Here is a 19803-nt window from a genome sequence, read left to right as displayed (position 1 = left end):
TAGCATAAATTTAGCCTAATGAGTGTGGGGGGAAATCTTTTGATTTAGTGTTTGATTTAAAATTATTTAAGGAATGTCCGTGTTTAATTTTTATAAAAACTCTACGCAAATAATCGATGGTGTGGAGATAGTAGGCGTGCCTAGCTTTGATTTGGTTGGATTTTGTGCTATTGTTTTGCTTCTTATTTGTGGTTCGGGGTTGTATTTTTTGCCAAGCGTAGTTGCGTTTGTCCGCGCTCATAAAGATAAATGGCTTATTTTTATCATCAATTTCTTTTTTGGCTGGACAGGGATTTTGTGGTTTGTGGCGTTTATTTGGGCGATTTTTAGTAAAAAAGAGTAAAAAAAATAGCGTTTTTATCAAAAATCTAAGCAATTTTTCGTTTTTTTTTAAATAATTGAGATTTTTACAAAAATCGAAGTATAAAAAACCCCAAAAACAAATGCAGATTTTTTGCTACTTTGCTACTTTTGTAAAATCTTAGCAATAAAAGCAAAAACTTCATTAACGCTTGATTTTGCTTGTAATGTTGTGAAACAATAAAAGGATATTAAAAATAGATTTTTAGCGATTTTTGGTGTGTTTTTGTGAGTTTTAAGATAGATTTTGCAAGTTAAGATTTTATAGAATCATAAAAAATAAAAAAGCCTTGAAAAATAGAATCTAAAAAGATTCTAAAATCAAGGCTTACTTAGGATTTTTGTTCTTGTTATGCGATTTTTGTGGATTTACCAAAATCGTTTTTGCAAAGTGGATTATCTACCGCGCACTATGATTTTATCGCTTTGATAAATCCAAAGGGTAAATAACTTTCTATCTGCGCTTTGCACAGTGGTGATTTGTCCTTTTTCGATGGCGTCATTTAGAGTGCATTTACCAAAGCGAAAGATTCCAAAGAAACTTCGGCAAGTAGCTACGCCTACTTTTGCTTGTCCTAGTGGGACTTCAGCTGATGTGATGTTGATAGGTGTATTTACCGCACAACCCGTCATCATCATCGCTCCTAATCCTGCTGCAAATGCAAATGCAAGACATTTAAATGAAAGAAATTTCATTTCGTGCTCCTTAGAGAAAAATATCGTTTTGCTAAAAAATTGCAAGATAAAAAATATTTTGCAAAAATTTAAAAACAAAACGGCATATTTTACCCCCCCCCCAAATTAAAAATGGCTTAAAAAGATTCTTTATTTATCGCATTTGTCTAAAAAAGCAAAAAAATTTTCCAGTACACTTTCTAAAATCCCTAGTTTTTGCAGTTTTTTTCTAAATTTAGGTTTTACAAGCTCTGCTAGAAATTCTTCAAAATTTGTAAAACCATAATAATCATCGCCTTTTTGCTCTTTTAAATCTTGTGGCAGGGATTCATACATTTTTTCTATGTTTTTAAGTGGCATAAATTGTGTATTTATAAAAAATTTTGGGTAATGTTTTAGCGCGAAATCTAATTCTTTTAAATCATTCAAAGCACTCATACTAACACTATGGATAAGTTCGTGTAGCAATAGCTGTGTTTTAAACTTTTTTGACTTATTATTAAAAAATATTCTAATTATATTTGTGTGTAGTATGTAGTTTGCCGCTACTTTTTTTTTCGCGATAAAACTCACTTTCACTTCGTGCTTTTTAGCAAGGCTAAAAACCTTATCAAAGATTTTAGCATTTAATTCATCTTTATTGTAGCGTTTGAAAAATGTCTCTATTATCTCACAATCGCGCTTATTGTTTAGCTTTAGCACTTCATTAAGCGCGATATTATCGTTTTTTAGCAGTGATTTTGCTGTGCTAGTGTTTTTAACTTTTTGTAGAGTTGTAATAATGTCTCTGTTTTTAATTGCGCTTTTTCTTTTTTTAAATATTTTTTTGCGGGTATTGTTCTTATCATTTAAAAGATTGACAATTTTTGTATCGTTTGAAAACTTGGCAGTTTTTTTAGTGAGTTTTATGAGTTTTTTTTCTCTAATCAGCTCTTTTAACTCTAAATGTTCTAATTCTGTGAGGCTATGTCGCTTGGATATTAAATTTTGCATTGCATACCTTTGTTTTGAATTATTCTAAATTCTTGAAAATCTAAGACTTATTTCATCATATTTTTTGGACAGATGTTGTCCGTTTTGTAAAAATTTGCAAAAAGATTTTATTTTTTTGTGGAGATTTAAAAAATAAGACTTAGGCAGAGTCGGCGTTTATGCAAAATATTATAAAAAAGGCTAGTGTGTTTAGATTTCTATCTCTAGTCCCACAGGGCAGTGGTCGCTCCCTAGTATTTGTGGGTAGGCTTTGAAGTCGTTGTAGATTTTGGCGTTTTTTAAGGCAGATTCTAAGGATTTGGAGCAGAGGAAATAATCAATCCTCCAGCCTATATTTTTTTTCCTTGCTTTGCCAAAATAGCTCCACCAGCTATACGCGCCTTTCAAATCGGGGTAAAAATGTCGAAAAGTATCCACAAATCCGCAATCTAAAAGCGCGCTAAATTTCTCCCTCTCCCAGTCGCTAAATCCCGCGTTGCCCTTAAACTTTATCTCGCCGTTTTCATCTAGCAAAATCTCGCCGTTTTTGTCCCTTTTGGTGCAGTTTGTTTTAGGGTTTGCCAAATCGATTTCATTATGTGCGACATTTAAATCCCCGCAGATTATCACGGGCTTTTCGCGCTCCAAATCTTTGAGAAACGCGCGGAAGTCATCTTCCCACGCCATTCGATATTCTAGCCCCTCTAGCTCGCGTTTAGAGTTTGGCACATAGACATTGACTAGATAAAATTTTTCAAATTCTGCGGTGATGATTCTGCCTTCATTGCCTCTGTTGTGCTTTGCTAGGCTATCTTTGTGAAAGTCATTCATTTCATAGCGCACGCTTAGTGGTTTTATTTTGCTTAGCATTATCGTGCCTGAGTAGCCCTTTTTGTCCGCGCTGTGCCAAATCTCTGTGTAATTATGCCAACATTCCTCATATTTAGATTCTTGCAAATCAAAACCGATTTCTTGTTTTTGCCTTTTAAATAATTGGCTTTTTTGTTCAGGTTGCATTTTGGATTCTTGGATACAAAAAATATCAGCGTTTATCGTGCTAAAAAACTCCATAAAGCCTTTATTAGCGCAGGCTCGCAGTCCATTGACATTCCACGAGATGAGGTTTAGCGTTGGCATTTTTATTTGTCCAAATCAATCACTGTTTTAAAACCTAGCAAAGCTATGCAGATAATAGATATAAAAGCCATACCAAAAGTGAATAATTCCATAAAAAATCCTTTATTTGAGTTTGCCTATCTTTTTACATTTTTTAAACATTGTTTTGCTGATAAAAACAGCAAGCGCAATAAGCACGCTAGATAGGACTATGCCACCCACCAACATAATTTTGGTAACGCTTGAATAGTTGGTAATATACCAACCAACAATAGCCAACAAAACAGCTATGTCAATGCCTAACCAAAAACGAAGTATTTTTAAATGCTCTTTGAGCTCATCTATTTTTGCCATTCGTGGATTATAGCAAATTTTTATAGTTATAAGGCTTTTTGTGTAGTGAAAAAGCTTGAAAAAACGGGATTATAGTAGAATCTATGGTGATTTAAGATGAAATTTACTCAATTTTGGATAAAATACCCGCTTTACTTTTTGTAAAATTTTGCTTACAAAATCTGCTTTAGATTTTGCGTAAAATGCTCTTTTTAGATTTTATAGATTTGCAAAATGGCTCGATAGCTCAGTCGGTAGAGCAGGAGACTGAAAATCTCCGTGTCGGTGGTTCGATTCCGCCTCGAGCCACCATTACTTCTTTTTCCCCTCTTTTTTAAGATTTTGGTATTCGCTAAAATATGGTGTAGATAAATGGTGCGACTGCGCTACCTTGCCCTAGCACGATTAACGCGCCTAAAAATAGCATTATCAAAATCACAGGAAATAGCCAAAATTTCTTTCGCACTTTTAAAAATGCCCATAATTCTTTTAAGATACTCATTTTTTGCTCCTTTGTGTTGTTTTCTCGTTATTGCAAAAAGGCAACTTTGCCCCTTTTTTTGTCATTGCGAGAAACGCGATGGCGTTTCGTGGCAATCTAGTAAATTTTATGGATTGCCACGCTTGCGCTTTGCGCTACGCTCGCAATGACGAATTTCAAAATTCACGCCCTAAAACTGATTTTTCATACTTGTGGGCTGAGTTTCGCGGATTTTAAAAAGACTTTGCGATTTGTCTTTGCTATGAAATGCTAATTTTAGCCCCAAAATATCGCGCTTAAAAAGCCGAAAAATTATCCCAAGTGGCGTAAAAATCCCAAAAAATATGATTGCCAAAATTATGCGCGAAATCACAAAGCCCATAATATTGCCAAATGTTAGCCACGCATTATAAAATGGCACAATTACACGCGGAGTAGCCAAAAGCGCAATGCTTATCACAACCCCGCACAAAGCCCAAATGCGAATGGTATCGTGGCGCACAATCCCAAAGCCCAAAAATACCGCAAAAATCCCCGCCCAAATGCCTAAAAATACGTGCAAATCTTTTTTAGATATTTCGCGCTCAATATGACAATTTATGTTTTTCATTTTATCCCCTTGACTTTGTGGCTTTTGATTTCGCCATTTTTGATTTTTTGGGCTAAAAACTCTGCGATTTTTTCATTTGCAAGAGCATTTGGGTGGGTATCCCAGCGCGAAACGCGGTATTTAAAATTATCAAAATCACCCCTTTTTACACGCTCCAAATCCTGCGGATAATCCGCTATCATCTCGCTTAATGTGTAAAAAGGCACTTTCATCTGCCTAAAATTTGCTTTCAACACTTCATCATATTTATCCAAAAATTGCGCTTGCATATCATAATCCCAAAGCACAATATACAGCGGGACGCCATATTGCATTTGCAATTCCTCTTGCATTTTTTTAACTATCACAAAATAAAGGTTAATTTCATTTGTGGGGATTTTATAATAATTTGGATTTGACATATAACCAGCTTCATAGATAGTCCATTGTATCATATCCTTTGATTTTAAAGAATTTGTTTTAAGAGTAAAGCTTTGTTTGATATATGATTTGTCAAATTTACCCTGCAATCGCACTATATCTTTGAATGCGTTGTGAAACTTTTTAAGCGCGTTTGCAATAGAAACTGCTTCTTGTGGCTGTGGTATGATTTTGGGTGGATTTTTTTGATAAAATCTAGCGTGATTGTATTCACCACCTTTGTAAGTCCCAAAATATCGCAAAACCCCTTGCGAATCGATACGATAATGCGGACCTAAATACACCCCATACGCCCTATAAATATGATGTGGTATCGCCTCATAAATAGCAATAAATTCCTCGCATTTATCCAAAGTCCTCTTATCGATTTGAAATTCTAATCTCGCTAATGCCGTATGCGCTCCAGCCCCGTTTATGCCAAAATTTAGGATTTTATATTGTGGTAAATTTTTTGTCAAAAAGTATTCTAGCGTTTTATCGCTATCTACCGCAGCACCATAGGCAAAAGAGCCACCATAGATGGCTATGCACTTTTTAGAATTCATATTATTATTTGGCGTTATGCGATTGCCAAACTCATCGTGTTTATAATGCACATCATAGATGATTTTGTCATCGACTACAAATTTTGCTTTGCTATCATACAATAGCGTGTTTGCAAAGCCTAATATTTTGTGTGGTATTTGACTTTTTCTATCTTGCAAAAACAACCAAAATTCTGCAATACCTAAACACAAAGGCACAACGCTAAAATAAGCCAAAAATAGCTTTGCTTTGGTGCTTTTAGCGCGAAATGCAAAAAATACACATAGCCCAAATACACAAATCCCAATAATCCCAAATGGCACAAGATTTAGTCGCTCAATCTTTGCGCCATCGATTGTCAAAATCACAAGGCTAAACACTACCAAAACAAGCGTGGATTTCACAAAAGTGCGATTATTTCGCCACAAAATCGTAAGCACAAAAGCTATCAAAATAAGCAAAATATAATAAAAAATGATTGTTTTTAGCAATGGCATAAAGTCGCTTTTATACTCTGCAAATCCTAGCTCGGCGGATTTTAGCGTATCTAAATCCTGCGTAGTGGTAAAATCAAAAATCCTATCGTGCGCATTTTTCACTTCGCTAATCGCGCTTTTGTCGATAGATTCGCTCCATAAAATCTGCGTGATTTCTATATGTGTAATATTGCGCTGATAGCGAAAAAGTGGGTTTGAAAAGCGCAATTTTGCGCGGTATGTAAAAGTTTTTGGTGTGTTTGTTTTTTGGGTTATGGTGTTTTCAAAAACCACTTGTGCGGTGTCGGTGCGATAATGCGCAATAACGCTTAACGCTATCCACGCTACAAGGGCGAAAATCGCCACAGCGTTTAGGGTTTTGACAAAGATTCGCAACGCTTTTGATTCGCTCCAAATTTGCGATATAAATCGCTCTCTAAATTTTCTAATCAAGTTCATATCTATCCTTTACATTTTGAAATTTGGTGAGATTTTGCTGTGGCTGGGCGGATTTGTATAGCAAAAAATCCTCGATGGCTAAAATATCCATCTGTGTCCCCATAAAACACGAATAGCTATCAAGCGGAGCGCACACAATAGGTTCTCCGCGCACATTAAAACTCGTATTGACAAGCACGGGGCAATTTGTCAGCGCGTAAAAAGATTTTATCAGCTCGTAATATCGCGGATTTGTGGCTTTATGCACGGATTGCACCCGCGCAGAGTAGTCGATATGCGTAACGGCTGGAATCTCGCTACGCTGGACATTTAGCTTCTCAATGCCAAAAAGTTTTTCTTGTGCTTCGCTCATTTTGTAGCATTTAGATTCTGCCACAGGGGCGACAAGTAGCATATATGGCGAAGCACAATCTAGCGCGAAATACTCTCTTATGGCAAAATCTAACACACTAGGCGCAAAGGGGCGAAAACTCTCTCTGTATTTTATTTTTAGATTCATCGTTTTTTGCATAGTGGGGTTTCGCGAATCGCCTAAAATAGAGCGTGCTCCAAGTGCGCGGGGACCAAACTCACATCGCCCTTGATGAAATCCCACTACTTTGCCACTCGCTAATTCTTGTGCCAAAATCTCTTTTAGTTCGCTCCAATCGTGCTTTTCATAGACTGCGTTTTGATTTTTTAGCATTGATCGAACTTCATCATTGCTATATGAAAGCCCTAAATACGCACCTTGCATTGAGTCTAAATACCCGTCATTGCGAGATTTGGCAACCTCGAATCGTGGCAATCCATTATGGAGACTCTGTGCTTTTTGCGAATCTCTTACCTGCAATGAATCTGCATTGATTTGCTTTTGGGACATTGATTTGCCTTGTGATTTAGATTCGCTTGATTTAGATTGCTTCGATTCGCTACGCGAATCTCGCAATGACGAATTGGGGCGTGAATCTTGTGATTCACCTCGCAATGATGGAGTGGTGTGAATTATGCGTGGATTTTTAAACTCCATATAATGCAAGGCATAAGCGCACCCTAGCGCACTCCCCGCATCGCCACTTGCTGGTTGAATCCATAGCGAATCTAGCAATTTCTCTTCGCGCACAAGTTTGTCATAAATGATTCCATTACCTACGCAATTTAATGCGACACCACCGCTTAGACATAGATTGCGCGAATTTGTGATTTTTGCCGTAGTCCGTGCCAAACGAAGCATTATTTCATTGGTTACGGCTTGAATGCTAGCGGCTATGTCAAAATGGATTTGCTCTAATTTACCCTCCGATTCGCGTTTTGTCCCACCAAAAAGCGCGTCAAATTTCGCATTTGTCATTTTTAGTCCGCTTAAAAAATCAAAATAATCCATATTTAGCGCGAAACTCCCATCATCGCGCAAATCGATGAGATTTTCTAAAATCAAATCTTTATATGTCGGCTCACCATAAGGCGCAAGTCCCATCACCTTGTATTCGCCCGAATTTACCTTAAATCCCAAATAATAAGTAAAAGCCGAGTAGAGTAGCCCAAGAGAGTGCGGAAAGTTGATTTCGCGCAAAATTTCTATGTGGTTGCCACTCCCTTTGGCAATCGTAGTAGTCGCCCATTCGCCCACGCCATCGATGCTTAAAATCCCTGCGGATTCAAAGGGGCTAGGGAAAAATGCTGCGCTCAAATGTGAGATATGATGCTCGGCAAAGTAGAGATTGTTTAGGACTTTTTGCTTGAAATTTTTAACCTCGCGCTTGTGTTTGTGCGGATAAAGCTCAGCGTAGATTTTGACTAACTCACGCGCAATGGTTTCTTTTAAAAATAGTTTGGTAGATAGCCACAAAGGGATTGCCTTAATAAAACTAAAAAAGCCCTTTGGCGCAGTGGCAAAATATGTCTCTAAAATCCGCTCAAAACTCAAAAACGGCTTGTCATAAAAGACGAAATTATCAATATCATCAAGAGTGAAGCGTTGATTTTGAATCGTTGGATTTTGTGGGAAAACTTGTTTGGGATTGCTTGAATGGGGGTTTGAAAAATTGCTTGAAGCAGAATCTAAAAAGGAAGAATCTAAGTCGTTTGATGAGGAAATTAAGCTAGATTTAAGGTTGGGCTGTTCTCTCTCTCTCTCTCTCTGCTTTTAAAGCCCAATAAATTTGTGTTATTTATATAATCAAATGCAGATTTTATCGATAAATGCGGGAATCTATCATCTGCTTTTTTGCGCGATAGTCGCTCTTCTTGCAGGGCAAAGATTATTTTCTCATCGTCCAAAATTGCAATTGCGCTATCGTGGTAATATGCGCTAATGCCTAATGTAATCATAGTTTGCCTTTTGTATTTTGTTGTGAATGTTTGTTAAAAAGTAGTTGATTTGAAACTTTAACCAAAAATATTTAATCGATTTTTACTTTTTGGTGTTTTTGGCATTTTGTTTTTTGGTTAAGTATGACAAAAAAGTGTCATTGTAAGAATTTGCGATTTTATAAAAGTTGCAGATTTGTGGCATTTTATAAAAATTTTGGTTTTTTACGCTTGCGCTTTTTGCTACGCTCGCAATGACAATTTTGTGGTGATTTTATGACTTGTTTTAGCAAGTTTTGCGATGATAAACGCCCTAAAACACAAGCATTTCGCGTTTGAGTTTGTTTAGCAAATCTATTTGGGCTTTTAGTTTATCGACTTCTTCGTTTAGGTGCTCCCATACGGAGTTTTGAATCCCCTCTGGCATATCCATAGAGCCTCGCTTTATCATTATATAATCCACAAAACTAATCTTTGCCATTCCTAGCAAGATAGTGATTTCATCGCGGATTTCCTCGATATTTGCGATGATTTCGTTGATTTTTTCAAACATTTTTGTCCTTTTTGTTTTAGATTTTGTGCGTATCGCTTCTATCGCAAAAAGCAAAATTAAGCTAATCGCGCGTTATCCCCGCATCTAGCAGGGCGTGGATATGTAGCACGCCTTTTAAAATGCCGTTTTTATCGGTGATGATAAGTAGCTGGATTTTGCTTTGCTCTATGATGGCTAGGGCTTGGCTAGCTAGTAGATTTTCATCATCACAAGTTTTTGGATTTTTGCTAGCGTAGTTTAGCGCGCTAGATTCTAAGGAAAAGTCCGCGCTCATCATCGCCCTACGCAAATCCCCATCGCTTAAAATCGCTATTGGTTTTTGGTTTTTGTCCGTGATTATGGCGTTGCCTAGTCGCTTTTGGCTCATTTCTATGATAGCTTCTTTTAGCGTGGTTTTTTCGCTGATTATGGGGAGGTTGTTTTTTTGCATAATGTCAGCGATTTTGACAAAAAGCCTGCGTCCTAGCGCGCCTCCGGGGTGCAGTGAGCCAAAATCTTGTTTGCTAAAACTTCTAGCGTGCATTAGGCAGGCAGCTAGGGCATCTCCCATAGCAAGAGTGAGTGTGGTGCTACTCATCGGCGCGCTTCCTATCGGGCAGGCTTCACTCTCTACAAATATAGGCAAAAAATGCTCTGAACACGCACTTAGCGCGGAATCTTTTGCTTTGCTCATTGTGATGATTGTTTTTGCGCGGGATTTTAGATGGGGCATTATGGCTAGCACTTCGCTAGAAGTCCCACTATAGCTAATCGCTAGCACAATGTCTTCTTTGCCTACCATTCCCAAATCCCCGTGCAACGCCTCGCTAGGGTGCAAAAAAAAGCTAGGCGTGCCTGTGGAGGCTAGGGTGGCTGCGATTTTGCTAGCGATATGCCCGCTTTTGCCTATGCCTGTGATGATTAGCTTGCCATTTTGTGAGGTGGATTCTAGGATTAGAGAAATGATTTTTTGTAGCTTGGTATTTGGGAGAGTTTGCCACAATGATGAGGCAGTATCAAGCAATGCTTTTGCCTCATCTTGCAAGATATTTGAAGCGATTTGGCTAAAATCTATTTTGCTAAAATCGTTTTTCAAGGGGGGTTTCCTTATTTACTAGATTTTTGATTGATTGGGCTTTGATTAGGTTTTGGATTTTGCTAAAATCTAGTTTGCTAGATTTTGATTTGTGGCTTAAAAAATCACAAAATCAAAGCAAGATTTATGCCGTAAAGATGTGCATCATTATCGCGGGGTATTTTTTTAGCTTTTTAAATAGTAGCTTGCGGACGATATTTCGCAGCTCTGCTTCTAAATGCCCTTTGGAGTTCATCGTTTCTTTTTTTATCGTGCGAATCGCCATTTCTAGCGTGCCTTGCACTTCTTTTTCTAGCTCTTTTTGCTCGTTTTGGTTTGCCACGCCTACCATTTGGATTTCAAGTGAGCGGAGTTTTTGCTCGGATTTTGAGACAAATGCGACAATGCTAACTATCCCGCTATCTGCCAAATCTTTTCTATCTTGCAATGTGGGCGCGTCTATCTCTTTGCAGGCTTGATTGTCGATAAAGACTTTGCCTGATTTGACATTGCCGACTTTTTTTATGTAGCTTGGATTTACTTCGATTTGGTCGCCATCTTCCATTAGCAGTATGTTTTTCTCTGGCACGCCACATTTTATGGCGGTGTCTTTGTGCTTGGCGACATGGTTGTATTCGCCGTGCACGGGCAAGAAAAATTTAGGTTTTATTAGGCGGAGCATTAGTTTTTGTTCTTCTTGGGCGGCGTGTCCGCTGACATGGATTTCGCTAAAATCTTGGTAAGCCACGCTCGCACCTGCTTTCATAAGGAAATTTAGCACGGCTGAAACGCTACCTTCATTGCCCGGAATCGCTTTTGCAGAGAGGATTATTAAATCGGTGGATTTGATTTTGATATGGCGGTGCTCATCGGTTGCCATACGATATAGCGCGCTCATTGTCTCGCCTTGTGAGCCTGTGGTAACGATTAAAATGTCATTATCGGGGTATTTTTCTACTTCGTGTGCTTCGATGAAAATGTTGTTTGGCAAGTCTATGTAGCCTAGCTCGCGTGCGATTTCGATATTTTTTTCCATAGAGCGTCCGATGACGCAGACTTTGCGCCCGTATTTTAGCCCATAAGTGATTGCTTGATAGACGCGGTGGATATTGGAGCTAAAAGTGCTCATTATCACGCGTCCTTGCGCGCTTTTAAACAACGCATCAAATGTCGGTCCCACAGTGGCTTCGCTCTGCGTGCAACCGCTTTTATGAGAGTTTGTCGAATCGCTAAGAAGTAGCATAACGCCTTCTTCGCCATAATGTGCTAGTCGGTGCAAATCTGTGGGGAGGTTGTCAATAGGTGTGTGGTCGATTTTGAAATCCCCTGTGTGCAAGATGATTCCTGCTTGGGTGCGAATCCCTAACGCGCTAGAATCTATGATAGAGTGCGTGATATGAATCCACTCGATTTCAAAATCGCCGATTTGGACGGGCTGGCGTTTTTGGACGACTTTTAGCATCGGGCGAAATTGCTTTAATCCGTGCTCATCAAACTTTGCGCCTATCATTCCTAACGCTAGAGGCGTGCCATAGAGGGGGAATTGCAATTCTTTAAAAAGATATGGGACTGCGCCTATGTGGTCTTCGTGGGCGTGGGTTATGATTATGCCTGCGATTTTGCTTTTGATAGAATGCAAGTAACTAAAATCTGGGATAAGAATATCCACGCCGTGCATATTTTCTTCTGGGAAACTCATACCCACATCGATGATAATTGCGCTATGTTCGCTCTCCATCACCATCATATTTCCGCCGATTTCGCCTAGCCCTCCTAGTGGGGTGATTTTGATTTTTTCTTTGGTGGAGAGGTCTAGTTTGTTGTGTGGATTTAGGCTATTTTTTTGGATTCTCGTGTTTGTCTCTACGCCTTTTTTTAAGTCTTTGTGAAATTCTAAATTGCCCTTTTCTTTTGCGCCCTGCACTTCTCTAGCCCCACCTCTAGTCATTCTATTTGAATCTTGGATTCCTTGAAATCTTGGGTTTGGGAATTGCCTTTTTTGTGGTGGATTTTGAGTATTTGGGGTGTTTTGAGTGGCATTTTGAGTGATATTTTGAGTGGGGTTTGTCCTGTGGGAGTGGCTATTTTGTGGGTGGTTGGGTTTGTGGCGTTGGTTGTCGCGCTCTTTTTTGAAGTTGTCGTTTTTGTCGCTCTTATCTTGTGGATTTTGGGGATTTTGCCCGTCTTTTTTGCTAAAGCGTGAAAAAAATCCTCTTTTTTGTTGTTCGTTGTTTGTGTTGTTTTCCATTGTTTATCCTTTTAGGTTTTGTGAAGTTTTGTGAAAATGTGGTGATAATCCTGTGTGCAAAGCTCGTGTGCCCTTGCTTTTATAGGCAAATTAAGCGTAGCAAAGATTTTCTCTAACGCGCTTTTGTCATAATGCGTTGCTAGGTTTGAAAACAGCTTTTTTCTAGGGGAGGAAAAAGCGATTTTTAGTAGATTTTCAAACTCATTAGAATCTAGCTTAAAATCTAGCGTGCCATAAAGATTTTGGGCTTGGCTAGCCTGATTTGCGTTGCTTATTTGACTAGCGTTGTTCGCGTTGCTTATTTGGCTTTTTTTGTTGATTTTGCGTAGGCTAAATACCGATGAAGTTACCTTTGGCATAGGATTAAAAGCCTCTTTTGGCACATCAAAAAGCCACTTTATCTCGCCCGCACTTTGTGCTAGCACAGATAGAGCGCAAAACTTGCTATCCCCGCTTGTAGCGCAGAATTTATCCGCGACCTCTTTTTGCGTCATCACCACAAACCCCAAACAAAGCGGGTCTTTTAGCGCGGTAAGGATAATGCGCGTGGCGATGTAGTAGGGGAGATTTGAGATAAGCATATATGGCGTGCTAGCAAGCCAAAAAGGGGGCAGGCTAGATTTTGGATTTTGCTTAGGGTTTGCGTAGTGGCTATCTTGTTTGGTGTTTCCCTGTTTGTTTTTTGGGGGTTTTTTGCTTTTTTGCGCATCTATGGCAAAAGGCAGGGATAGCACATCTACTTGCCTCAAATCAAAATCATTTGCTAGATTCTCACTTTTAAATCGTTGCAATACAAAAGAACACAGAGTCTCATCAATCTCATAGGCTATGAGGGGGGCGAGACTCAAAAGCTGAATGGATAAATCACCCAAGCCAACGCCGATTTCTACAAGAGCTAGATTTTGCGCTTTTTTGTCTAAAGCGTTTGTGCTAGAATCTTTGCTAGAGTGCGCATCCAAATCTAGTGGGGTTTTTTCACTAGATTTTTGCGCACTTTGTAGGGGTTGTGCTATTTTGGATTCTAGCGGTTTTTGCGCTTTTGATTCTAGCGAAGCTTTTGTGCTTTTGAATAGCTCGGAGCTTGCTTGGAGGATTTTATCTATGATTATAGAATCTTTTAAAAAATTCTGCCCATAATGCTTTTTGGGTTTAATATTTTGGTTTGTTTGCATTATGTTTTTTGTTTTTTGCAGGAAAATCCTTTTATAAATGTATGCCGATTTTTGTCTTTTTTTGTGATTGTGCCATTGGATTGGGGGCGTGGAATCTATTTATAAAAGCATTTTTGGGAGGTATTGTAGCGAAGTTTTTGTTAATTGTGGCTAAAGTTTGGTGCAAAATCGCACAAAATTGTGCAAATATATCCCTAGTGTCGCCAAAAAATAGGCAAAAAGGACTAAAAAATGCTATGATTGCGCACAAAAATTTGCGCTGATTTTGTTTGGCTTGGCGCAAAAAGTGCGTGTGAAATGTGTGAAAAAATAGATTTTGACAAACAAAGCAACAAAAAAGCAACAACAAAAGGAATCTAAATGCTAGCAAGACGGATTATCCCCTGTTTGGATATAAAAGATGGGCAGGTGGTAAAGGGGGTGAATTTTGTAGGACTCCAACGCGTGGGCGACCCTGTGGAGCTAGCAAAAATCTATAATGACGCTGGGGCAGATGAGCTTGTCCTGCTAGATATAACGGCGTCTTTTGAACATCGCAAAACTATCGTATCGCTATGTGAAAAAATCGCCAAAGAAGTGTATATCCCGCTAACTATTGGCGGGGGAATCTCTAGCCTAGAAGATATGTATGCCCTGCTAAATGCTGGCGCAGACAAAATCAGCCTAAATAGCGCGGCGATAAAAAATCCTAGTCTAGTGGCGCAAGCGGCAAAACGATTTGGCTCGCAATGTGTGGTGGCGGCTATCGATACGCGTTCATCAAGTGAGAATCCACGCAAAAAAGAAGTGTATATCAAAGGCGGGCGAGAGAGGGTGGAGCTAGAGCTATGCGAATGGGCAAAAATCTGCGAGGATAATGGCGCGGGGGAAATCCTGCATACGAGTATGGATACAGATGGGACAAAGGGGGGGTATGATTTGGAGGGGTTGAGGGCATTGCGCGAGGTGGTGGATATACCTATCATCGCTTCTGGTGGGGCTGGCAAGATGAGCGATATAGCGGAGGTGTTTGAGCTTGGGGTGGCTGATGCGGCATTGGCTGCGAGCATATTTCATAACGATGAGATTTCTATCGGTGAGCTAAAAAGCTATCTGCATAGTCGTGGCATTGCGGTTAGGATATGAGGGTGGATTTTTATGTTTTGTGCGGTTTTTGTGCGCGTGTTGGATTTTGTGTGGTTGGAAAATTTTATGGATTTTAAAAAATATCGGGAGCGATATAAGTGCTAGTATGTGCTGGGAGAAATGAAAATCTATGCTATGCCACGCCCATAGGTGTGGGGCTAGTAGAGGCTAGCTTGGGGCTAGCTAGGCTACTGCTGGGCGGGGCTAGGGAAGTAGAAAATATCATTTTTGTGGGGAGTGCTGGGGCGTATAGCAAAGAGATTTTGATAGGCGATATGTTTTTTTCGGTAGAGGCTACACAGATAGAATCTAGCTTTTTAAAAGGAGGGAGCTATACGCCGATAGACAATGTGGTGAAAATGGAGGAGGTGGATTTTGATATGTTTGGGGTGTTTTTGGGCAAAAAAATTTTTTGCGATAGAAATAGTGCTGTGGGCAATGTGGCGGAGCGAAAAAATATGGATACAAATGTTTCATATGAAACATTTAAAACATTGGCGCAACAAAATGTAAAAAAAGTTGGTGGAATGAAAGGGCAGATAAAAAGCGCGGTGGTGAATTCTTCAAACTATATAACGACTGATGAAAGTGTGGCAAAGCAAATGGCAAACGCTGGAATCTTGCTAGAAAATATAGAATTTTTTGCCGTGATGAAAGTAGCACAAACTTTTGGTGTGCCTGCTATGGGGATTTTTTGTGTAACGAACTATTGCGATGAAAATGCGCATAAGGATTTTTTGGAAAATCATAGTGAGGCAAAATCTAGGCTGGAGGATTTGATACAAAATATATTGCCTAGAAGCTGTGAAAATAAATAGATAAAAATGGATTAGCGATGAGCGAAAACCAAAGCACAAGCATAAAAATTTGCGAATCTAGCAAAATCAATATTTATGGTTTTTCTTTGAAAGAGCTAGAGGGGATTTTGGCTAATGGATTTTCCTGCGAAGAATATGGGCGAGATATGGAGCGAAAATCTGCGCTAGATTTTGAGCAAAATCTAGCAAAAAATGATGAGCAAAATCTAGCCCAACCTAGCACAAAACAAAATCCAACACAAACGCCACCACAAAAATCACCGCAAAATCTTGCACAAAATCTAGCCCAAAAATTTCCACCATACCGAGCAAAGCAGATTTATAATTGGCTTTATGTTCGCTATGAAAATGATTTTGCTAAAATGATGAATTTGCCAAAAGATTTGCGCGGGATTTTAAGCAGGGGTTTTGTAACGCAAAATCTAAAGCTAATCACCAAAGAAACAAGTAAAGATGGCACACAAAAATATCTTTTTGAAGCAAGCGATGGGCATTGTTTTGAGTCGGTGTGTATCAAGATGCGTGATAAAATGCGTGATGAAAAAGGCAGGATTTTGGCAAGCGAAAAATGGACTTTTTGCCTCTCTAGTCAAATCGGTTGCAAAGTTGGCTGCTCTTTTTGCTCTACGGCTAGGGGTGGATTTGTGCGAAATCTAAGCGCGGGCGAGATAGTCGAGCAAGTGGTTTTCCTAAAAAGAGACAATGCCCTAGAATCCCACAAGCGTGTGAATATCGTGTTTATGGGTATGGGCGAGCCGTTGCATAATTTTGATGAGGTGGTAAGGGCGATAAAAATCCTTAGTGAGTTGGACGGGCTAGCGATTTCGCCCAAAAGACAGACGATTTCTACAAGCGGTATCGCCCCGCAGATAGAGAATCTAGGCAATTTACATTTGGGGGTTCAGTTGGCGATTTCGTTGCACGCGGTAGATGATGAGCTACGAAGCAGGCTTATGCCCATAAATAAGACTTATAATATTGAAGCGGTGATTGAAGCTGTGAAGCGATTTCCCATCGATACTCGCAAAAGAGTGATGTTTGAATACCTTGTGATAAAGGATATAAACGATGATTTGGGAAGCGCGAAAAAGTTGCTAAAACTATTAAACGGGATAAAATCGAAAGTAAATTTGATACTATTTAATCCTCACAAAGAGTCAAAATATCAACGCCCAGAAATGAAAAAAGTGAAAGAGTTTGCTGATTTTCTTGTGTCAAAAGGTTTGCTAGCCACCATAAGAGAATCTAAAGGCGTGGATATTTCGGCTGCTTGTGGGCAACTGCGTGAGAAAAAACTGCATAATGCAAAGCAAAATAATGATGGACATAAAATAAATGATTTGCATAAAAATGTTTCATATGAAACATTTGTGAATGATTTGGATTCTAGTTTGGATAAAAAATATATTGACAATACAAATATAAAAGCTTTTGCAAAATCTACAATGCCGCGCCCAAAGTCTAATCATAGCGGGATTTGCAAACCAAAATCCATATCAAAATCTACACAAAGGGAGAATCAAAATGGATAGTTTAGAAGTGTTTTTGCTTGTGTTTTTGCTACTTGTGCTAGTGGGTGGTATCGGTGGGTATCTTTACTTCATACGAGATGATAAAAAAGATTAGCAAAATCCAAAATACACAAAATCGATACAAAATCAAATAAAACAAAAGGACAAAACAATGTTGGTGCATATTTGTTGTTCGGTAGATAGTCATTATTTTTTGAGCGAATTGCAAAAAGCGTATCCTAGCGAGAATCTCATCGGTTTTTTTTACAATCCAAACATTCACCCAAAATCTGAACACGATTTGCGGTTGCAAGATGTGCGCAGAAGCTGTGAGATGCTAGGGGTGAGGCTAATCGAGGGGCGATATGATACCGATGAATGGATAGAGGGGGTGCGCGGGCTAGAGGAAGAGCCAGAGAAAGGCAAGCGGTGTGAGAGGTGTTTTGACATTCGGCTAGAGCGGAGCGCAGAAGTGGCGAGCGAGATAGGCGAAGCGCGATTTACTAGCACGCTACTTGCAAGCCCTATGAAAGAGCAGGAGATTCTCTACACACAGGGGGATATTATCGCGCGGGCAAAAAATTTGGATTTTGTCAAAATCAATGTCCGTGCAAAAGGTGGCGTAAATAAGCAAAACGCGCTTGCTAAGCGAGACAATCTCTATCGGCAGAATTATTGTGGGTGTAAATATGCGCTAGAAAAACAGCGAGAAAAGCAGGGGCGATATAGCTTGGAAATGATGAGTGATATTGGCAGGCGAGATTTGCCCGCAAGCATTGAAGAGCGAATCGCGGTTTTTTCCAAACGAGATAGGCTAGAAAAACAGGGCAAAAAATATATTTTGACGCAGAGAAAAAAGCGCGTCTATCGTGTGCTAAAACATACGCTATTTGTAAATGGAGAGTCTGTATCTAACTATGTGCTAGCGCACTCTGAGTCAAAAAAAGTGAAAATGGAGCTACTAAGCTGGGTAGAAATTTTGGTGGATTTGGGTAGGGGTTTGAGTGATGGTTTTTTGGTGGATTTTGGTGTCTTGGAATCTTGTGAGGATATGTATCCAAAAAGGCAAGAAAAACACATAACCCACGCAGACAGGAATGCAAAATCTACGAAGTTATCAGCGGGCGTATCTGCAAAAAATACAAAAAAGCAAAATCTAGCGCAAAACCAATACACTAAAAATGCTACCAAAATCACCATTGGCATTAGCCCAAAAGATGACACGATATTTTTGCCACTAAAAAGTTTTAATACCCTTGTGAATGTGCAATATGAGAGCGCGAGCGAGATAGCTAGAAATCCCATAAAATACGAAAAAGAGCTGGATTTGCGGTATAGACTTTGTGGGTATGAGTCGATAAATCCTATCGTGGTGGTTGATGATTGTTTGTGCGTTGGAGAGTTTGGAGCAAATGCTGATGTGGAAAATGCACTAGATTTTGCAAAACAAGATTTTTTAAAATCTACACAGCAAGTTTCTGCAAATCAAAAACCTAAAAACCCCGCAAGTCAAAATCCTATCTCACTTCATATAGAATCATTTTTTCAAGATGAAAAAGTGTTTGAGATTATAGAGATTGAATAGGTTTAACGCATTTTTGGATATTTTGTTGTTTTGTGGTGGTTTTTGTGTCGTGGCTTTGTGTGGGCATTGTAAAAAGTGTTGGCAATGTGCGGACATTGTAAAAAATCGTAAAAAATTATCACAAAAATTTTTTGAAAACAAAGTTTTTGGAAAGTTTTTGCAAAAATGCAAAAATCACCAACAGGAAAAATGCGCTAAAAAACACTAAATTTAACCAAAAAATATAAAAAATGCCACTATTTTATGCAAAATTATTATGAAATCCAATTAAAATCATATAAAACATTATCAAAAATGGTGTATAATCTTGCGTTTTTAGCGCAAATCTCAAACTTTGGTGCAATCAGCAAAATCTACCAAAATCTATTTAAGCCTTTAAGCCCGCAAATACCGCATTTGGCACTATCAAGCAAGATAATGTTAAGCCAAAATGCTGGGCGTTTTGCAAGCGATTTTAGGTAGTTTTTGTTCGTAGAGGTTGAAAAAGGTGTTTTGAGATATGGCGCATAAGATACACGCGATAGAAGGTGTGAGCTATGAGCATAATGGATATTAACGCGATTAAAAAGATATTGCCACATAGATACCCGCTTTTGCTTGTCGATAGGATTACCAAGCTAGAAAAAGACACGCTAATCGAGGGGTATAAAAATATCACGGCAAATGAGCAGGTTTTTTTGGGGCATTTTCCTAGTAAGCCTATTTATCCGGGAGTTATGATTATCGAGGGAATGGCGCAAGCTGGTGGGGTTCTGGCGTTTGTGAGTATGTGGGGCGATGATGTAAATGCTGCGGAAAATAAGATTGTGTATTTTATGACGATTGATGGCGTGAAGTTTCGCTCCCCTGTGGTGCCCGGCGATAGATTGGAGTATCGTCTAAGTGTGCTAAAGCACAAAGGTGCTGTGTGGTCGCTTAGAGGGGAGGCGTTTGTAGATGGCAAGCTAGTGTGCGAAGCCGAGCTAAAAGCTATGGTAGCTGATAACGCAGAATCTAGCACGACAAGTGCCACATAAGCAAA

At 39.2% G+C, this 19803-nt stretch carries 18 protein-coding genes, 1 tRNA gene and 1 pseudogene; 8 read left to right on the top strand and 12 right to left on the bottom strand.

The window, feature by feature from the left end:
• Positions 1-79: 79 nt before the first annotated feature.
• Complete coding sequence (locus ACWIUO_RS07165; RefSeq protein WP_454177225.1) at positions 80-343, top strand: superinfection immunity protein; 264 nt, start codon at positions 80-82, stop codon at positions 341-343.
• Positions 344-756: 413 nt separating this feature from the next.
• On the opposite strand, the gene ACWIUO_RS07160 is transcribed toward ACWIUO_RS07165, so the two are convergent.
• From ACWIUO_RS07160 to ACWIUO_RS07150, 3 genes are all read right to left on the bottom strand, one after another.
• Complete coding sequence (locus tag ACWIUO_RS07160; protein WP_454177224.1) at positions 757-1056, bottom strand: TRL domain-containing protein; 300 nt, start codon at positions 1054-1056, stop codon at positions 757-759.
• Positions 1057-1185: 129 nt separating this feature from the next.
• Positions 1186-2028 carry a hypothetical protein gene (locus tag ACWIUO_RS07155; RefSeq protein WP_454177223.1) on the bottom strand — a complete coding sequence of 281 codons (843 nt, stop codon included), beginning with the start codon at positions 2026-2028 and terminating at the stop codon, positions 1186-1188.
• 189 nt (positions 2029-2217) lie between these two features.
• Positions 2218-3144, bottom strand: a complete 927-nt coding sequence (locus tag ACWIUO_RS07150; RefSeq protein WP_454177222.1) for an exodeoxyribonuclease III — start codon at positions 3142-3144, stop codon at positions 2218-2220.
• Between the two features lie 548 nt (positions 3145-3692).
• Here ACWIUO_RS07150 and ACWIUO_RS07145 point away from each other — a divergent pair.
• Positions 3693-3768 (top strand) — tRNA-Phe (locus tag ACWIUO_RS07145).
• 40 nt (positions 3769-3808) lie between these two features.
• Here ACWIUO_RS07145 and ACWIUO_RS07140 read toward each other — a convergent pair.
• The 9 genes from ACWIUO_RS07140 to ACWIUO_RS07100 form a co-directional block, all read right to left on the bottom strand.
• Positions 3809-3958 carry a DUF5989 family protein gene (locus ACWIUO_RS07140; protein WP_454177221.1) on the bottom strand — a complete coding sequence of 50 codons (150 nt, stop codon included), beginning with the start codon at positions 3956-3958 and terminating at the stop codon, positions 3809-3811.
• A gap of 169 nt (positions 3959-4127) precedes the next feature.
• Positions 4128-4547: an SxtJ family membrane protein gene (locus tag ACWIUO_RS07135; RefSeq protein WP_454177220.1), complete on the bottom strand. Its 420-nt coding sequence runs from the start codon at positions 4545-4547 to the stop codon at positions 4128-4130.
• Positions 4544-6427 (bottom strand): hypothetical protein, encoded by a 1884-nt coding sequence (locus tag ACWIUO_RS07130; protein ID WP_454177219.1) that lies wholly within the window; start codon positions 6425-6427, stop codon positions 4544-4546. Before ACWIUO_RS07130 ends, ACWIUO_RS07135 begins: the two co-directional genes overlap by 4 nt.
• On the bottom strand, positions 6414-8504 hold the full coding sequence (locus ACWIUO_RS07125; RefSeq protein WP_454177274.1) for a carbamoyltransferase family protein: 2091 nt from the start codon (positions 8502-8504) through the stop codon (positions 6414-6416). The genes ACWIUO_RS07130 and ACWIUO_RS07125 overlap by 14 nt, the downstream gene beginning before the upstream one ends.
• The gene (locus tag ACWIUO_RS07120) at positions 8504-8737 is read right to left on the bottom strand and encodes a carbamoyltransferase N-terminal domain-containing protein (protein ID WP_454177218.1); all 234 of its coding nucleotides are present in this window, start codon (positions 8735-8737) and stop codon (positions 8504-8506) included. The genes ACWIUO_RS07125 and ACWIUO_RS07120 overlap by 1 nt, the downstream gene beginning before the upstream one ends.
• A gap of 292 nt (positions 8738-9029) precedes the next feature.
• Positions 9030-9269, bottom strand: a complete 240-nt coding sequence (locus ACWIUO_RS07115; RefSeq protein WP_454171189.1) for a DUF2443 family protein — start codon at positions 9267-9269, stop codon at positions 9030-9032.
• Positions 9270-9330: 61 nt separating this feature from the next.
• On the bottom strand, positions 9331-10323 hold the full coding sequence (locus ACWIUO_RS07110) for a KpsF/GutQ family sugar-phosphate isomerase (RefSeq protein WP_454177273.1): 993 nt from the start codon (positions 10321-10323) through the stop codon (positions 9331-9333).
• 145 nt (positions 10324-10468) lie between these two features.
• Complete coding sequence (locus tag ACWIUO_RS07105) at positions 10469-12571, bottom strand: ribonuclease J (protein WP_454177217.1); 2103 nt, start codon at positions 12569-12571, stop codon at positions 10469-10471.
• Positions 12572-12582: 11 nt separating this feature from the next.
• Entirely contained in the window at positions 12583-13743 is a 1161-nt protein-coding gene (locus ACWIUO_RS07100; RefSeq protein WP_454177216.1) for a ribosomal RNA small subunit methyltransferase A, read from the bottom strand.
• A 360-nt stretch (positions 13744-14103) separates the two neighbouring features.
• Here ACWIUO_RS07100 and hisF point away from each other — a divergent pair, with 360 nt between their 5' ends.
• The 6 genes and pseudogenes from hisF (at position 14104) to fabZ (ending at position 19798) form a co-directional block, all read left to right on the top strand.
• Complete coding sequence (hisF, locus tag ACWIUO_RS07095; protein WP_454177215.1) at positions 14104-14868, top strand: imidazole glycerol phosphate synthase subunit HisF; 765 nt, start codon at positions 14104-14106, stop codon at positions 14866-14868.
• A 98-nt stretch (positions 14869-14966) separates the two neighbouring features.
• A complete protein-coding gene (locus ACWIUO_RS07090) occupies positions 14967-15686 on the top strand; it encodes a phosphorylase family protein (RefSeq protein WP_454177214.1) in 720 nt (239 codons plus the stop codon).
• 146 nt (positions 15687-15832) lie between these two features.
• Positions 15833-17044, top strand: a pseudogene (rlmN, locus tag ACWIUO_RS07085) (23S rRNA (adenine(2503)-C(2))-methyltransferase RlmN); the annotation flags it as partial.
• 325 nt (positions 17045-17369) lie between these two features.
• Positions 17370-18782, top strand: a complete 1413-nt coding sequence (locus ACWIUO_RS07080) for an epoxyqueuosine reductase QueH (RefSeq protein ID WP_454177213.1) — start codon at positions 17370-17372, stop codon at positions 18780-18782.
• Positions 18783-19025: 243 nt separating this feature from the next.
• The gene (locus ACWIUO_RS07075; RefSeq protein ID WP_454177212.1) at positions 19026-19244 is read left to right on the top strand and encodes a hypothetical protein; all 219 of its coding nucleotides are present in this window, start codon (positions 19026-19028) and stop codon (positions 19242-19244) included.
• A gap of 74 nt (positions 19245-19318) precedes the next feature.
• Positions 19319-19798 (top strand): 3-hydroxyacyl-ACP dehydratase FabZ, encoded by a 480-nt coding sequence (gene fabZ / locus ACWIUO_RS07070; RefSeq protein WP_454177211.1) that lies wholly within the window; start codon positions 19319-19321, stop codon positions 19796-19798.
• The last annotated feature ends 5 nt before the right edge of the window (positions 19799-19803 follow it).

Source organism: Helicobacter sp. T3_23-1056 (assembly GCF_053654535.1).
This window is presented reverse-complemented; position numbering and strand designations above follow the sequence as displayed.

Excerpts from the sequence above, each read along its gene's own strand:
- ACWIUO_RS07100 (WP_454177216.1), bottom strand. The coding sequence starts at position 13,743 with ATGCAAACAAACCAAAATATTAAACCCAAAAAGCATTATGGGCAGAAT.
- ACWIUO_RS07135 (WP_454177220.1), bottom strand. The coding sequence starts at position 4,547 with ATGAAAAACATAAATTGTCATATTGAGCGCGAAATATCTAAAAAAGAT.
- ACWIUO_RS07105 (WP_454177217.1), bottom strand. The coding sequence starts at position 12,571 with ATGGAAAACAACACAAACAACGAACAACAAAAAAGAGGATTTTTTTCA.
- fabZ (WP_454177211.1), top strand. The coding sequence starts at position 19,319 with ATGAGCATAATGGATATTAACGCGATTAAAAAGATATTGCCACATAGA.
- ACWIUO_RS07140 (WP_454177221.1), bottom strand. The coding sequence starts at position 3,958 with ATGAGTATCTTAAAAGAATTATGGGCATTTTTAAAAGTGCGAAAGAAA.
- ACWIUO_RS07120 (WP_454177218.1), bottom strand. The coding sequence starts at position 8,737 with ATGATTACATTAGGCATTAGCGCATATTACCACGATAGCGCAATTGCA.
- ACWIUO_RS07150 (WP_454177222.1), bottom strand. The coding sequence starts at position 3,144 with ATGCCAACGCTAAACCTCATCTCGTGGAATGTCAATGGACTGCGAGCC.
- ACWIUO_RS07130 (WP_454177219.1), bottom strand. The coding sequence starts at position 6,427 with ATGAACTTGATTAGAAAATTTAGAGAGCGATTTATATCGCAAATTTGG.
- ACWIUO_RS07115 (WP_454171189.1), bottom strand. The coding sequence starts at position 9,269 with ATGTTTGAAAAAATCAACGAAATCATCGCAAATATCGAGGAAATCCGC.
- ACWIUO_RS07080 (WP_454177213.1), top strand. The coding sequence starts at position 17,370 with ATGTTGGTGCATATTTGTTGTTCGGTAGATAGTCATTATTTTTTGAGC.
- hisF (WP_454177215.1), top strand. The coding sequence starts at position 14,104 with ATGCTAGCAAGACGGATTATCCCCTGTTTGGATATAAAAGATGGGCAG.
- ACWIUO_RS07160 (WP_454177224.1), bottom strand. The coding sequence starts at position 1,056 with ATGAAATTTCTTTCATTTAAATGTCTTGCATTTGCATTTGCAGCAGGA.
- ACWIUO_RS07155 (WP_454177223.1), bottom strand. The coding sequence starts at position 2,028 with ATGCAAAATTTAATATCCAAGCGACATAGCCTCACAGAATTAGAACAT.
- ACWIUO_RS07075 (WP_454177212.1), top strand. The coding sequence starts at position 19,026 with ATGCAAAATTATTATGAAATCCAATTAAAATCATATAAAACATTATCA.